The 14,549-nt window shown below is 71.4% G+C and carries 9 protein-coding genes; 7 read left to right on the plus strand and 2 right to left on the minus strand.

Features of this window, described 5'->3' with window-relative positions; all coding sequences use genetic code 11:
• Positions 1-163: 163 nt before the first annotated feature.
• Complete coding sequence (locus ABZY11_RS36390; protein WP_356483267.1) at positions 164-913, plus strand: GntR family transcriptional regulator; 750 nt, start codon at positions 164-166, stop codon at positions 911-913.
• Between the two features lie 40 nt (positions 914-953).
• Here the strand turns inward: ABZY11_RS36390 and ABZY11_RS36395 are convergent, their stop codons facing one another.
• Both ABZY11_RS36395 and ABZY11_RS36400 read right to left on the minus strand, forming a co-directional pair.
• A complete protein-coding gene (locus ABZY11_RS36395; RefSeq protein ID WP_356483268.1) occupies positions 954-1,739 on the minus strand; it encodes a hypothetical protein in 786 nt (261 codons plus the stop codon).
• A gap of 162 nt (positions 1,740-1,901) precedes the next feature.
• Positions 1,902-3,647: a PucR family transcriptional regulator ligand-binding domain-containing protein gene (locus ABZY11_RS36400; RefSeq protein ID WP_356483269.1), complete on the minus strand. Its 1,746-nt coding sequence runs from the start codon at positions 3,645-3,647 to the stop codon at positions 1,902-1,904.
• Between the two features lie 260 nt (positions 3,648-3,907).
• On the opposite strand from ABZY11_RS36400, the gene ABZY11_RS36405 reads away from it, so the two are divergent.
• From ABZY11_RS36405 to ABZY11_RS36430, 6 genes are all read left to right on the plus strand, one after another.
• On the plus strand, positions 3,908-4,798 hold the full coding sequence (locus ABZY11_RS36405; RefSeq protein ID WP_356483270.1) for a xanthine dehydrogenase family protein subunit M: 891 nt from the start codon (positions 3,908-3,910) through the stop codon (positions 4,796-4,798).
• Positions 4,799-4,800: 2 nt separating this feature from the next.
• The gene (locus ABZY11_RS36410) at positions 4,801-5,394 is read left to right on the plus strand and encodes a (2Fe-2S)-binding protein (RefSeq protein WP_356483271.1); all 594 of its coding nucleotides are present in this window, start codon (positions 4,801-4,803) and stop codon (positions 5,392-5,394) included.
• Positions 5,395-5,396: 2 nt separating this feature from the next.
• Entirely contained in the window at positions 5,397-7,781 is a 2,385-nt protein-coding gene (gene pucD / locus ABZY11_RS36415; protein WP_356483272.1) for a xanthine dehydrogenase subunit D, read from the plus strand.
• Positions 7,782-8,135: 354 nt separating this feature from the next.
• Positions 8,136-9,587, plus strand: coding sequence for an NCS2 family permease (locus ABZY11_RS36420; RefSeq protein WP_356483273.1), 1,452 nt, complete (start codon positions 8,136-8,138; stop codon positions 9,585-9,587).
• Between the two features lie 58 nt (positions 9,588-9,645).
• Positions 9,646-10,797, plus strand: a complete 1,152-nt coding sequence (locus tag ABZY11_RS36425) for an XdhC/CoxI family protein (protein WP_356483274.1) — start codon at positions 9,646-9,648, stop codon at positions 10,795-10,797.
• A 104-nt stretch (positions 10,798-10,901) separates the two neighbouring features.
• Positions 10,902-14,549: S8 family serine peptidase (locus tag ABZY11_RS36430; RefSeq protein ID WP_356483275.1), on the plus strand; the 3,648-nt coding region annotated here is incomplete at its 3' end.

The following is a 14,549-nucleotide window of genomic DNA, read 5'->3' on the forward strand; positions in this document are numbered from 1 at the left end:
AGGGCGGGAAGTGTCATGCAGGGACCACCGAATCGCGACCGTTTGCAGGTAAGCCTTACCTTACCCGAACGGATCGATGTTTGAACTGCGGTGTCCTGCGCCTATCGTGCACAAGGGGCATGGCGCACGCGAGCCGCGCCCACGGCAGGCCGAGGAGGTCCGAGTGGAGCAGGGCAGAGCGCGTGAGGCGTACGGGACCGCCGTGTCCGCAACCGCCCCGGCGGTCGTCCGGGTGCCCGAACAGACACGTGGCGAGCACACCCACAGCGAGCCGCCCGCCCCGCGGGCTTCGGTGCAGCGGCACTCCGTACGCGGCCAGATCCTGGAGGCGCTGCGTGCCGCCCTGGTCGACGGCCGGCTGGTACCGGGGCAGGTCTATTCCGCCCCGGCCCTCGGCGCCCGGTTCGGGGTCTCCGCCACCCCGGTGCGCGAGGCGATGCAGCAGCTGGCCATCGAGGGCGCCGTCGAGGTCGTGCCGAACCGGGGGTTCCGGGTGTCCGAGCGTGGCCCGCGCGAGCTCGCCGAGCTGGCCGAGGTACGGTCCCTGATCGAGGTCCCCGTGATGCTGCGGCTGGCCCGTACCATCCCGCCCGGCACCTGGTGCGCCCTGCGCCCGCTGGCCGACGCCACGGTGGCCGCCGCGGCCGTGGGCGACCGGGCGAGCTACGCCGAGTCCGACCGGGCCTTCCACGGCGCGGTCCTCGCGCTCTGCGGCAACGAGCAGCTGGTGCAGGTCGCCGACGAACTGCACCGCCGCTCCCAGTGGCCGCTGGAGAGCAACCCCGCCACCCGCCGCGCCGACCTCCTCGCCGACGCCGCCGAGCACACCGCTCTGCTCGACGCGCTGATCGCCCAGGACCTGCCCGTCGTGCAGTCGCTGGTACGGGAACACTTCGCCGGTGCCGAGGGCTGAGCGGCAGAGCGGCCGACCGTCCGCCGGCCGGCCCCCGGCCTCAGTTCGTCTCGGCCGTCTCCGCGGGAGGCGGGTCCAGATGTGGTGCCAGCCACGTCGGTACGCCGCCGAGCAGCCGGAACAGCCGGCCCGCCTCGGCGCGCAGCCGGGTCGCCAGCTCGGGCTCCGGCTCGGAGTCCGCGAGGGCGATGAGGGCCGGAGCCGTACCGATCAGGTAGCCCAGCTCCTCCCTGATCCGCAGGGACTCCGCGAAGCCGTGCCGGGCCTCGGCCAGTTCGCCCTCGCGCAGGGCCAGCAGGGCGAGATGGCGCCAGGTCGAGGAGAGCAGCAGCGCGTCGCCCTGGGCCGTGGCTCCGGCGTGGGCCCTGCGGTACGCGGCGCGCGCGGCCTGCGGCGAGTCGGCGATGTTCTGCGCGATCAGGCCCCGGCGGAAGTCCAGCAGCGGGCGGCCCGGCGCGGACGGGGCGAGCAGTGCGGCGGCCCGGCTGAGGGCGACACTGGCCTCGTCGGCCCGGTCGCGTATGCCCAGCAGCGTCGACGCGTAGGCCAGATGGCCGCGTTCACAGGCGGCCGCGCCGCGTTCGTCGTCGTCGTGGGCCAACGCCTCCGCGGTGCGCAGGGCGTCCTCGGCGTCGGTCCAGCCCTTTCCGGTGTACAGGCACCGTTCGGTCAGCAGGGCGGTCCGCTGGAGCGCCGCGGCCGGATCGGTGGCGGCACCGGGTTCGAGCAGAGCGGCGGCGTCCGTCCAGCAGGCGCGTGACCGCAGCCGCCATACCGCTGTCTGGAGCGGCGGATCGTCATCTGCTGTCGTTCCGGAACCAGACATGGCGGTATGCGCCACATTGCCCTCCCCGAGCGCGCCATCGAGCTGTTGGGTCTGGCCGCATCTCAGCACGGATCGGCACGCCGGGCCAAGGGTTCGTTCAATCTCAGGTGAAAGATTTCACAAACGAACGGAGCCGCCAACAGCCGTGACAGCGCCCGGAGATCAGCTCATACGCAGGGCGAGGAAGAAATCGAGCTTGTCCTCCAGGCGCGAAAGGTCACGTCCCGTCAACTGCTCGATTCGTCCGACCCGGTAGCGCAGCGTGTTGACGTGCAGGTGGAGCCGGGCCGCGCAGCGGGTCCACGAACCGTCGCAGTCCAGGAACGCCTCCAGCGTCGGGATCAGCTCCGCGCGGTGGCGCCGGTCGTAGTCGCGCAGCGGATCGAGCAGGCGTGCGGTGAACGCGCGGCGCACGTCGTCGGGCACGAACGGCAGCAGCAGCACGTGCGAGGCCAGCTCGTGGTGCCCGGCCGCACAGACCCGGCCGGGGCGGGCCGCCGCCACCCGGCGGGCGTGCCGGGCCTCCTCCAGGGCGCCGCGCAGCCCCTCGGGCGAATGGACGGCCGCGCTGACCCCCAGTGTCAGCCGCCCGTCGTCGGCGAGGCCCGCGGAGAGCGGTTCGCGGACGGCGGCGAGCAGAACATCGGCGTGGAGCGCCGGACCCCCGTCCGCCGCCCCCTCGGCGCGCTCGGCGTTCTGGGCCGGCGTGGACGCGGTGACGGCGGGCAGCGGTACGAGGGCGACGGCCTCCTCGCCCGTGTGGGCGACCGCGATCCGGTCCGCCGAGTCGGGGCCGGTGACCGCGGGGTCGACCAGGATCTCCTCCAGCAGCGCCTGGGCGACCGGGCCGCCCGGGATGCCGGGACCGGAGCCCGCCGGGGTGCCGGTGGCGGACCGGCCCTCCGCGCCGCCCCACTCGACCCGCGCCACCACGACCTGCCAGTGCGGCGCGGACCCGAGACCCGGCAGCAGCACCGGGGCCGCGACCCGCAGCCTGGCGGCGATCTCGGCCGGCGGGGCGCCCGTCTGGACCAGTTCCAGGACCTCCTGGGCGAGCCTGCGGCGTACCGTACGGGCCGCGTCGCGCCGGTCCCGCTCGACGGCGATCAGCTGGGTGACGCCCTGGAGCAGGTCCAGCCGGGCCGGCGGCCAGTCGCTCGCGTCCGCCTCGACCGCGAGCAGCCAGTCCGAGAGCACCGACTCACGGACGTCGCGGGAGGCCGGGACGGCGCCGCGGCCGGTGTTCCGGATCGGGAAGAGCGAATACGCGATGCCGTCGACCGTGGCCCGGTGCGGGGCCCGGTGGCCGGTGCGGGTGGCGGCCAGATGGTGACCGGCGAGCGCGGCGCCGACCGGTCCCGGCAGTGACGTTTCACCGGCGCCCGCGATCTGCCGGCCGGTGGGGGAGAGCACCCAGGCGTGCAGGTCGAGGTCGGATCCGAGCAGATCGAGGACCACCTCGGGCCCGCCGCCCGCCGGGCCCGAGGTCATGAGCCTGCGGTGCCGGTCCACGACCGCCGCCAGATCGCCCGCCCGCTCACCGGACACCTGGCGCACCACATGCTCGGTGATCGTTGCGAACGCGACGGTCTCATGGACGGCGAAGAGCGGCAGCCGGTGCCGCGCACAGGCCTCCACCAGATCGCGGGGGATGTCGCCCAGCTCCGCCTCGCCGGCCGCGAGCCCGGCGACGCCGGCAGCCGCCAGGATCCGTACGAACGGCTCCGAGTCCGCCGCGTCCCGGCGCCAGGCCAGACCCGTGAGGACCAGCTCGCCGCCCGACAGGTAGCGGCTGGGATCCCGCAGGTCGGTGGTCATCACGCCGCGGACCGAGCGGTCCAGCTCGTCCTCGCCGCCGAGCAGCCGCAGGCCCAGCGCGTCGGTCTCCAGCAGTGCGCGCAGCCGCATCTCGTCGCCGCCGATCTCTTTCGTTGGTGCGGGTGAAAACTGGGTATTGCGGTGAGGTCACTGATCCCCGCCATTCGTTCGAATCTACAAGACGAGGAGATCGACCAGCCAACTGCTTCATGGTTTCGGTGACTGCACCGGGTGGAGCACGGCTTGTGTACTTGGCCCCACACCGCGTTAACAACACATGAACGACCAGTCGAGGGCCGGCCGCACCCCGCCCCCAGTGAACGACCCGATTGAGAAGAAGAGAGCCACTCATGGACTTCCTTCGCCCCGCCAGCTGGGAGGAGGCGCTCGCCGCCAAGGCCGAGCACCCGACGGCTGTGCCCATCGCGGGTGGCACCGATGTGATGGTCGAGATCAACTTCGACCACCGGCGGCCCGAGTACCTCCTGGACCTGAACCGCATCGGAGAGCTGACCGAGTGGGAGGTGGGCCAGGAGAGCGTACGGCTCGGCGCCTCCGTCCCGTACAGCCGGATCATGGAGCACCTGCGGGCCGAGCTGCCCGGACTGGCGCTCGCCTCGCACACCGTCGCCTCGCCGCAGATCCGCAACCGCGGCGGCGTCGGCGGCAACCTGGGGACCGCCTCGCCCGCCGGGGACGCCCACCCGGCACTGCTCGCCGCGGGCGCCGAGGTCGAGGCCGAATCCGTACGCGGGACCAGGATGATCCCGATCGACGCCTTCTACACCGGCGTCAAGCGCAACGCCCTCGAACCCGACGAGCTGATCCGGGCCGTGCACATCAAGAAGGCCGACGGGCCGCAGCAGTTCTCCAAGGTCGGCACCCGCAACGCGATGGTCATCGCCGTCTGCGCCTTCGGCCTGGCCCTGCACCCGGAGACCCGCACGGTGCGCACCGGCATCGGCTCGGCCGCCCCCACGCCCGTACGGGCGAAGGAGGCCGAGGACTTCCTGAACGCCGCGCTCGAAGAGGGCGGTTTCTGGGACAGCCGCACGATCATCACCCCGTCCATCGCCTCGCAGTTCGCCACGCTCGCCGCCGGTGCCTGCAACCCGATCGACGATGTGCGCGGCACCGCGAGCTATCGAAGGCACGCGGTCGGGATCATGGCCCGCCGCACCCTCGGCTGGACCTGGGAGTCGTACCGCGGCAACGGCCGCAGCACCGAAGGAGCTGCCTGATCATGCGCGTCAATTTCACGGTCAACGGCCGTCGGCACGAGGCGGACGACGTCTGGGAGGGCGAGTCCCTGCTCTACGTGCTGCGCGAGCGGATGGGCCTGCCCGGCTCGAAGAACGCCTGCGAGCAGGGCGAGTGCGGCTCCTGCACGGTGCGCCTGGACGGCGTGCCGGTCTGCTCCTGCCTCGTCGCGGCGGGCCAGGTGGAGGGCCGCGAGGTCGTCACGGTGGAGGGCCTCGCCGACTTCGCCGCCCACCGCGCCGAGCAGCACCCGGGCAGCGGCTGCGCCTTTGGCGGGTGCGGCACGGCGCTCGACAAGGCCCGTCGGTGGGAGGCCAGGCCGACCGGTGAGGAGAGCCGGGACACCGGTGAACTCTCCCCGATCCAGCAGGCGTTCATCGATGCCGGAGCCGTCCAGTGCGGCTTCTGCACCCCCGGCCTGCTGGTCGCCGCCGACGAGCTGCTGGAACGCAACCCGGAACCGTCCGACGCGGACATCCGCGAGGCGCTCTCCGGCAACCTCTGCCGCTGCACCGGCTACGAGAAGATCCTCGACGCGGTCCGCCTCGCGGCCGCCCGCGCGGAAGAAACGGTCTGACGATGGGCGTAACCGGCAACCCCACCAGCATCAATCAGGGCACCCGCACCAAGGGCGGCATCGGCGAGTCCACGCTCCGCCCCGACGGCATCCTCAAGGTCACCGGCGAGTTCGCGTACTCCTCCGACATGTGGCACGAGGACATGCTCTGGGGCCACACACTGCGCTCCACGGTCGCGCACGCCGAGATCGTCTCCATCGACATCTCGGAGGCACTCGCCACGTCCGGCGTCTACGCCGTACTCACCTACGACGACCTGCCGACCTCGGTGAAGAACTACGGCCTGGAGATCCAGGACACTCCCGTCCTCGCCCACGGCAAGGTCCGCCACCACGGCGAACCGGTGGCGCTCGTCGCCGCCGACCACCCGGAGACGGCCCGCCGCGCCGCCGCGAAGATCAAGATCGACTACCGCGAACTGCCCGTCATCACCGACGAGGCGTCCGCGACCGCCCCCGACGCGATCCTCGTCCACGAGGACCGCGACGACCACCACGCGGGGCACGTACCGCACCCCAACATCGTCCACCGCCAGCCCATCGTCCGCGGCGACGCGGACGCGGCGGCGGCCCGCGCCGATGTCGTGGTGAGCGGCGAGTACGTCTTCGGCATGCAGGACCAGGCCTTCCTCGGTCCCGAGTCCGGTCTGGCCGTGCCCGCCGAGGACGGCGGCGTCGACCTGTACGTCGCCACCCAGTGGCTCCACTCCGACCTGCGCCAGATCGCACCGGTCCTGGGCCTGCCCGAGGACAAGGTCCGTATGACGCTCTCCGGTGTCGGCGGGGCCTTCGGCGGCCGCGAGGACCTGTCGATGCAGATCCACGCCTGTCTGCTCGCGCTGCACACCGGCAAGCCGGTCAAGATCGTCTACAACCGGTTCGAGTCCTTCTTCGGACATGTCCACCGGCACCCGGCGAAGCTCTGGTACGAGCACGGCGCCACCCGCGACGGCAAGCTGACCCACATGAAGTGCCGCATCGTGCTGGACGGCGGGGCCTACGCGTCCGCCTCCCCGGCCGTGGTCGGCAACGCCTCCTCGCTCTCCGTCGGCCCGTACGTCATCGACAACGTCGACATCGAGGCCATCGCGCTCTACACCAACAACCCGCCGTGCGGCGCCATGCGCGGCTTCGGCGCGGTACAGGCCTGCTTCGCCTACGAGGCCCAGATGGACAAGCTCGCCGCCGAACTGGGCATGGACCCGGTCGAGTTCAGGCAGCTCAACGCCATGGAACAGGGCACCCTCCTGCCGACCGGCCAGGTCGTCGACTCGCCCGCACCGGTCGCCGAACTGCTGCGCCGGGTCAAGGCCAGGCCGCTGCCGCCCGAGCGCCAGTGGGAGGTGGCCGGCGAGGAGGCCGACGTACGGGCCCTGCCCGGCGGACTCTCCAACACCACCCACGGCGAAGGCGTCGTACGCGGCATCGGCTACGCGGTCGGCCTGAAGAACGTCGGCTTCTCCGAGGGCTTCGACGACTACTCCACCGCCCGGGTGCGTATGGAGGTCATCGCCGGCGAGCCGGTCGCGACCGTGCACACGGCCATGGCGGAGGTCGGGCAGGGCGGCGTCACCGTCCACGCCCAGATCGCCCGTACCGAACTCGGCGTCGCCCAGGTCACCATCCACCCGGCCGACACCCGGGTCGGCTCGGCCGGCTCCACCTCCGCGTCCCGGCAGACCTATGTCACCGGCGGCGCCGTGAAGCACTCCTGCGAGGCAGTCCGGGAGAAGGTCCTGGAGATCGGCCGCCGCAAGTTCGGTACGTACCACCCCGCGTGGGCCACCGCCGAACTGCTCCTGGAGGGCGGCAAGGTCGTCACCGACGGCGGCGAGGTGCTGGCCGACCTGGTCGACGTACTGGAGGACGAGGCGGTCGACATCGAGCTGGAGTGGCGCCACCGGCCCACCGAGGCGTTCGACCTCCGCACCGGACAGGGCAACGGCCACGTCCAGTACTCCTTCGCCGCCCACCGCGCGGTCGTCGAGGTCGACACCGAACTCGGCCTGGTCAAGGTCATCGAACTGGCCTGCGCCCAGGACGTCGGCAAGGCGCTCAACCCGCTCTCGGTCGTGGGCCAGATCCAGGGCGGCACCATCCAGGGCATGGGCATCGCGGTGATGGAGGAGATCGTCGTCGACCCCAGGACCGCGAAGGTCAGGAACCCGTCCTTCACGGACTACCTGCTCCCCACGATTCTCGACACGCCGACCATCCCGGTCGATGTGCTCGAACTCGCCGACGACCACGCCCCGTACGGGCTCCGTGGTGTCGGTGAGGCCCCCACCCTGTCGTCGACCCCGGCCGTCCTCGCGGCGATCCGGAACGCGACGGGGCTGGAGCTCAACCGGACGCCGGTACGCCCCGAGCACCTCACCGGCGCCTGAGCCGCGGCTCCACCCGAACTCTCCGGACGGTGCGTGCCTCCCAGGAACGTCACACTTCCGCCGCCCGCACCGCCCGGAGAACCGCGGTACCGCGCAGCACCAGCAGTGCGGGTGACGCCGCACATGCACCACGTCACGCGTCACACGCCGCACATGTACCACGTCACATGTCGTACGCAGTGCACGTACCACGTCACACGCAACCCACGTACCACGTCACACGCAACATTCCACTCTGCATGAACAGTTCGTCTCGGGCCGTCCCCCGGGTCGTGCCGCCCGCGCAGTCATCCCAAATCCCGCATAGCGATTCTCCATCGCGGGTGCCCCTGTGAACCTTGGGAGTCAGGCATCATGACCCAGCAGTCAGTGGAGCCCAGGACCAGTGCGGAGGACGCGGGCTCGGGCTCGCGCGTCCCCGCCGGAAGATCCTGGCTCGACCGGTACTTCCACATCTCCGACCGTGGCTCCACCGTCGCACGCGAAGTGCGCGGCGGCATCACCACCTTCATGGCGATGTGTTACATCCTTCTGCTCAACCCGCTCCTGCTGTCCGGGCCGGACGCGGCGGGCCACCGGCTCAGCCACGCCGGACTGATCACGGCGACCGCCCTGGCCGCCGCCGTCTCCACCCTGCTGATGGGCTTCATCGGCAAGGTGCCCCTCGCCCTCGCCGCGGGACTCTCCGTCTCCGGTGTGCTCGCCACTCAGGTGGCACCCCACATGACCTGGCCGCAGGCCATGGGCATGTGTGTGATGTACGGCGCCGTGATCGTGCTCCTGGTCGTCACCGGGCTGCGCGAGATCATCATGAACGCGATACCACTGGCCCTGAAGCACGGCATCACCATCGGCATCGGCCTGTTCATCGCGCTGATCGGCCTGGTCAACGCCGGCTTCGTCGGCAAGGGCGCCCCCGTCACGCTCGGCGTGGGCGGACAGCTCGCCGGCTGGCCCGTACTGCTCTTCTGCGTCACCCTGCTGCTCATCTTCATGCTCCAGGCCCGCAATGTGCCCGGCGCGATCCTGATCGGCATCGTCGTCGGCACGGTCCTCGCCGTCATCGTCAACGCGGTCACCGACATCAGCCCCAAGGCATGGGGCGGCAGCGCACCCGAACTCCAGGGCAGCGCGGTCTCGATGCCCGACTTCGGACTCTTCGGCCATGTCGAGTTCGGCGGCTGGGGCGACATCGGCGTCATGACCGTAGGCATGATCGTCTTCACCCTGGTGCTGGCGGGCTTCTTCGACGCGATGGCGACCATCATCGGTGTCGGCACCGAGGCCGGACTCGCCGACAGCAAGGGCCGGATGCCGGGCCTGTCCAAGGCGCTGTTCATCGACGGCGCCGGCGGCGCGATCGGTGGCGTCTCCGGGGCGTCCGGGCAGACCGTCTTCATCGAGTCGGCGACCGGCGTCGGCGAGGGGGCCCGCACCGGTCTGTCCTCCGTCGTCACCGGTGTGCTCTTCGCCGCCGGACTGTTCTTCACCCCGCTCGCCCAGATCGTGCCGGGGCCGATCGCCGCCGCCGCACTGGTCGTCATCGGCGCGATGATGATGCAGAACGCCCGGCACGTCGACTGGAGCGACCGCTCCGTCGCCGTGCCGGTCTTCCTGACCGTGGCCCTGATGCCGTTCACCTACTCCATCACCGCCGGTGTCGGCGCCGGGGTGATCTCCTTCGCCGCGATCAAGGCGGCGCAGGGCAAGTTCCGTGAGGTGGGCGTCTTCATGTGGGTGCTGACCTGCGTGTTCGTCATGTATTTCGCGCTCGGCCCGATCGAGAGCTGGATCGGCGCCAAGTAGCACCGGTAGGCGCCGGACCCCTCCCGCCCGTCCGCACACCCGTAGAAGGAGAAACACCATGCTGGACATCGCCGAAGAGCTCAACCGGTGGGTCGAGCAGGGACGCGAGTTCGCCGTGGCCACCGTCGTGGCGGTCGGCGGCAGCGCACCCCGGCAGCCCGGAGCCGCCCTCGCCGTCGACCGCGACGGCACGGCGATCGGATCGGTCTCCGGCGGGTGTGTGGAGGGCGCGGTCTACGAACTGTGCGAGCAGGCGCTGGACGACGGCGCCGCGGTGCGCGAACGGTTCGGCTACAGCGACGAGGACGCCTTCGCGGTCGGGCTGACCTGCGGCGGCGTCATCGACATCCTGGTGACACCGGTCCGTGCGGACGACCCCGCACGGGCGGTGTTCGCCGCCGCGTTCGCCGCCGCCGCACGGGGGGCGGCGGCAGCCCTCGCCAGGATCACCGACGGGCCGACGGAACTCCTCGGGCGCCCCCTGCTCGTCCACCCCGACGGATCGTACGAGGGCGGGCTCGGCGGACATCCGGAGCTGGACCGCACCGCGGCCGCCGATGCCCGCGCCATGCTGGACGCGGGCCGCACCGGTTCCGTCGTCATCGGCGCCGATGGCTCGCGCTGCGGACAACCACTCACCCTGCTCGTCGAATCGAGCGTCCCCCCGCCCCGGATGATCGTCTTCGGGGCCATCGATTTCGCCTCGGCACTGGTCCGGGCGGGCAAGTTCCTCGGGTACCACGTGACACTGTGCGATGCCCGCCCGGTGTTCGCCACGAAGGCCCGTTTCCCCGAGGCCGACGAACTGGTCGTCGACTGGCCGCACCGCTATCTCGCGGCGACCGATGTCGACCGGCGCACCGTCCTGTGCGTCCTCACCCACGACGCCAGGTTCGATGTCCCGCTGCTGGAACTGGCGTTGAAGCTGCCGGTCGCTTACGTCGGGGCGATGGGGTCGCGCCGCACCCATCTGGAGCGCAACGACCGGCTGCGCGAGGTCGGCGTCACGGAGCTGGAACTGGCCGGGCTGCACTCGCCGATCGGCCTCGACCTCGGAGCACGGACCCCGGAGGAGACCGCGCTGTCGATCGCCGCGGAAATCGTCGCGGACCGGCGCGGCGGCAGCGGCGTACCGCTCAAGGGTGCGCACACCCCGATCCATCACGAGGCCGGCCAACCGCCGACGGGAGTGATCACTTCCGTGGCCTGAACCGGCCCCCGCGCCAAGACCGTTGCGGGCGGGTTGCCGCCACGGCGGCTTCACGCCAGGTGCGAACTCGGCCGTAGCCATGCTTTTGCCGGTAGATCAGCAGCATGACTCCTACACCTTCCGCCGCTTCCGGCCGGGCGGGATCCGCCCGTGCGGGGCGCAGAGCGCTGCTGCTGGCGACCACGGTCGCCCTCGTGAGCGGTGCGCTGGTCCCCGCGGCCGGCTCCGCTTCCGCCGCCGCCCCGGGCGGGACCCGGCCCGTCGACCGCCATGCCGTCTCCGTCCAGGAGTACGACATCACCCTGCTCACGGGCGACGTCGTGCACTACACCGACGGCGCCGGCAAGCAGGACACCGTCACCGTGGACCGCCCCGACGGCGCGGTCGGCGGGGTGCACGTCCAGCAGGCCGGCGACGACGTCTACGTACTGCCCGACGAGGCCACCGCGCTGCTCGCGGCCGGGAAACTGGACCGCAGGCTGTTCAATGTCACGGCTCTCGCGAAGATGGGGTACGACGACAAGAGGTCGGGCGGCATCCCGCTGATCGCCACCTACCCGGCGGGCGAGGGCCGTTCGCTGCCCGCCGCCCCGCGAGGCGCCAAGAAGGTCCGTACCCTCGAAAGCATTCACGGCGCCGCGCTGAAGGCCGGCAAGGACACCGCCCGCACCTTCTGGAACGGCATAGCCCCCGCCCCCGCGGCCCGTTCGCTGGACGGCGGCATCACCAAGCTCTGGCTCGACGGCCGGGCGGAGGCGGCGCTCAAGGACTCCGTGCCACAGGTCAACGCCCCGCAGGCATGGGCCGAAGGGTACGACGGCAAGGGCTCCAAGGTCGCCGTCCTGGACACCGGCATCGACGCGACGCACCCGGACCTCAAGGACCGCATCCTGGATTCCAGGAGCTTCGTGCCGGGCGAGGAGGTCGTCGACCGGAACGGCCACGGCACCCACGTGGCCTCCACGATCGCGGGCTCCGGCGCGGCCTTGGCAGGTATCAACAAGGGCGTCGCCCCGGGCGCGGACCTGATCATCGGCAAGGTGCTCAGCGATGAGGGCTCCGGTGCCGACTCCGGCATCATCGAAGCCATGGAGTGGGCCAAGGCCGAAGGCGCCGACGTCGTCTCCATGAGCCTCGGCTCCAGCATCCCGGACGACGGCTCCGACCCCATGTCCCAGGCCGTCGACGCCCTTTCCGCCGACGGCGGCCCGCTGTTCGTGATCGCCGCGGGCAACGCCTACGGCGCGGGCACCATCGGCTCGCCCGGGTCGGCTCAGAAGGCACTCACCATCGCCGCCGTCGACAAGAAGGACAACCGCGCGGCCTTCTCCTCGATGGGCCCGCTGGTCAGGTCGTACGGTCTGAAGCCCGACCTCTCCGCACCGGGCGTGGACATCAACGCGGCCGCCTCGCAGTCGGTCCCGGGCAACGACGGGATGTACCGGTCGATGTCCGGTACGTCGATGGCGACCCCGCATGTCGCGGGCGCGGCGGCCATTCTGAAGCAGCGTCACCCCGACTGGTCCGGTCAGCGGATCAAGGACGCGCTGATGAGCTCGTCCAAGCGGCTGCCGGACCACACCCCGTACGAGCAGGGCACCGGCCGGCTCGATGTGAAGGCGGCGGTCGACACCACGATCGAGGCCACCGGCTCCGTCGCGGTCGCCTCGTACGACTGGCCGCACAGCGCATCCGATCCGGTCGCCGAGCGGACCATCACGTACCGCAACACGGGCCCGAAGGACGTCACGCTCGACCTGGCGACGGACACGGACGCCGACGCCTACACCCTCTCGGTGAAGCAGCTCACCGTCCCGGCCGGCTCCACCGCCGAGGCCGTGCTCTCGCTGGACCCGTCCGAGGTCGCGAACGACACCCGGTTCTCCGGCCAGGTCATCGCCAAGGACGCGGCGGGCACCACCGTCGCCCACACCGGCTTCGCCCTGAACAAGGAGCAGGAGCTCTACGACCTGACGCTCAGGCTCCGCGACCGTGACGGCAAGCCGATGGACGGCCTGGTCGTGCTCGGCGCGCTCGGCGACCCGAACCTGGGCGTCGTCCAGGTGTCGGGCGAGAACACGCTGCGGCTGCCGCCGGGCAACTACACCGCCTGGGCGGCGGCGGACATCGCCGGTGACCGCGCCGACTCCAAGGCCCTGGCCTTCCTCGCGGCCCCCGAGATCATCCTGGACGAGGCGGCCACGGTCACCCTCGACGCGTCCAGGGCCCGCAAGGTCGGTGTGCGGACCCCGAAGGAGACCGAGACCCGGCAGCTGCGATACGACATGGCGCGTACCGCACCGGACGGCACCGTCCTGCGTGACGCGTACCAGATCCCGTTGACGTACGACCAGCTGTGGGCGAGCCCCACCGAGAAGGTCAGCCAGGGCAGCTTCTCCTTCCTGACCCGCTGGCGGCAGGGCGAGAAGCTGATCGATCTGACCGCGGGCGGCCGTGATGTCCCGGTGGCCGCGCAGGGTGGTTCACCGATCGCGGAGAGCAGTACGCAGAAGCTTGCCGCCGTCTTCGCGGGCAACGGTGCCGCGGCCGACTACAAGGGCCTGAACGTCAAGGGCAAGGCGGTCGTCATCCGCCGCAGCGACGCGGTCGCCCCCGCCGACCGGGTCGCGGGCGCGGTGGCCGCGGGCGCCGGCGCGCTCTTCGTCGTCAACGACGGCGACGGCGTCCTGATGGAGTCGTACGCCCCCTACGGCACCGAGACCGCCGTCCCGGTCGCCTCCGTGCAGCGCCTCGCGGGCGAGAACCTGATCAAGGCGGCCCGGGACGGCTCGAAGGTGACGGTCACGCAGCGAAAGTTCGCCCGCTACGTGTACGACCTGGTCGACCGTCACGACGGCGTCGTCCCGGACCGCTCGCTGGAGTACGCCCCGTCGGTCCGTCAGCTGGCGAAGGTGGAGAACACCTTCTACGGCCACAAGGGCGTGCTCGGCGGCGGCTACCGCTACGACATCCCGGACTACGGTCCCGGGATCGGCTTCGAGGAGTACGAGAAGTTCCCCGGCACCCGCGACGAGTGGGTCACCCCGCTTCCGGGCGCCTCGTTCTGGTACGAGAACCACTCGGTCCTCAACGCCGCCGGGACGGACTTCGCCCAGGAGATGCGCAGCGGCGAGCTGGACTACACGGCGGGCCGCAGCTACCCGGCCGAATGGTTCGCGCCGGTCACCCGCCCGCGTCTGGGCACCGGTTACTGGGGTCCGTTCCGGTCCGTCCACAACGACATCCAGTTCAACTTCACCCCGTGGACGGACTCCGGCGCGGGCCACTCGGGCGCCATGCCGGAGGACGAGTACGACACCACCACCACGGCCTTCTACCAGGGCGACACCCTGATCAAGAAGGTCGCCGGCCGGGCGGGCTTCGCCTGGGACGTCTCGCCCGAGAAGCTGCCGTACCGCTTCGTCCTCGACTCCGCCCGGGACAGCGACATCTGGCGGACGTCCACCCGCACCCACACCGAGTGGAACTTCGTCTCGGGTGCCATGGACGAGAACGGCCCGTTCCAGGCCGACATCCCGATGCTCCAGCTGGACTACCGGGTCGACACCGACCTGGCCGGTGACGTCAAGGCCGGCCGGTGGACCGAGGTCGGGCTCTCTTCCGGTACGCAGGAGTGGCTGGACGGCGCGGCGAAGGCCACCGGGGCCTCGCTGTCGGTCAGCTACGACGACGGGAGGACCTGGGACGCGGTGCAGCTCCGCAAGGACGCGGCCGGTTCCTGGACCGCCCGG

It is taken from the genome of Streptomyces sp. NPDC006510 (assembly GCF_040611955.1).
GTDB lineage: Bacteria > Actinomycetota > Actinomycetes > Streptomycetales > Streptomycetaceae > Streptomyces.

Coding starts and splice junctions, on each gene's coding strand:
- ABZY11_RS36395 (WP_356483268.1), bottom strand. CDS start 1,739: ATGTCTGGTTCCGGAACGACAGCAGATGACGATCCGCCGCTCCAGACA.
- ABZY11_RS36400 (WP_356483269.1), bottom strand. CDS start 3,647: ATGCGGCTGCGCGCACTGCTGGAGACCGACGCGCTGGGCCTGCGGCTG.
- ABZY11_RS36405 (WP_356483270.1), top strand. CDS start 3,908: ATGGACTTCCTTCGCCCCGCCAGCTGGGAGGAGGCGCTCGCCGCCAAG.
- ABZY11_RS36410 (WP_356483271.1), top strand. CDS start 4,801: ATGCGCGTCAATTTCACGGTCAACGGCCGTCGGCACGAGGCGGACGAC.
- pucD (WP_356483272.1), top strand. CDS start 5,397: ATGGGCGTAACCGGCAACCCCACCAGCATCAATCAGGGCACCCGCACC.
- ABZY11_RS36420 (WP_356483273.1), top strand. CDS start 8,136: ATGACCCAGCAGTCAGTGGAGCCCAGGACCAGTGCGGAGGACGCGGGC.
- ABZY11_RS36425 (WP_356483274.1), top strand. CDS start 9,646: ATGCTGGACATCGCCGAAGAGCTCAACCGGTGGGTCGAGCAGGGACGC.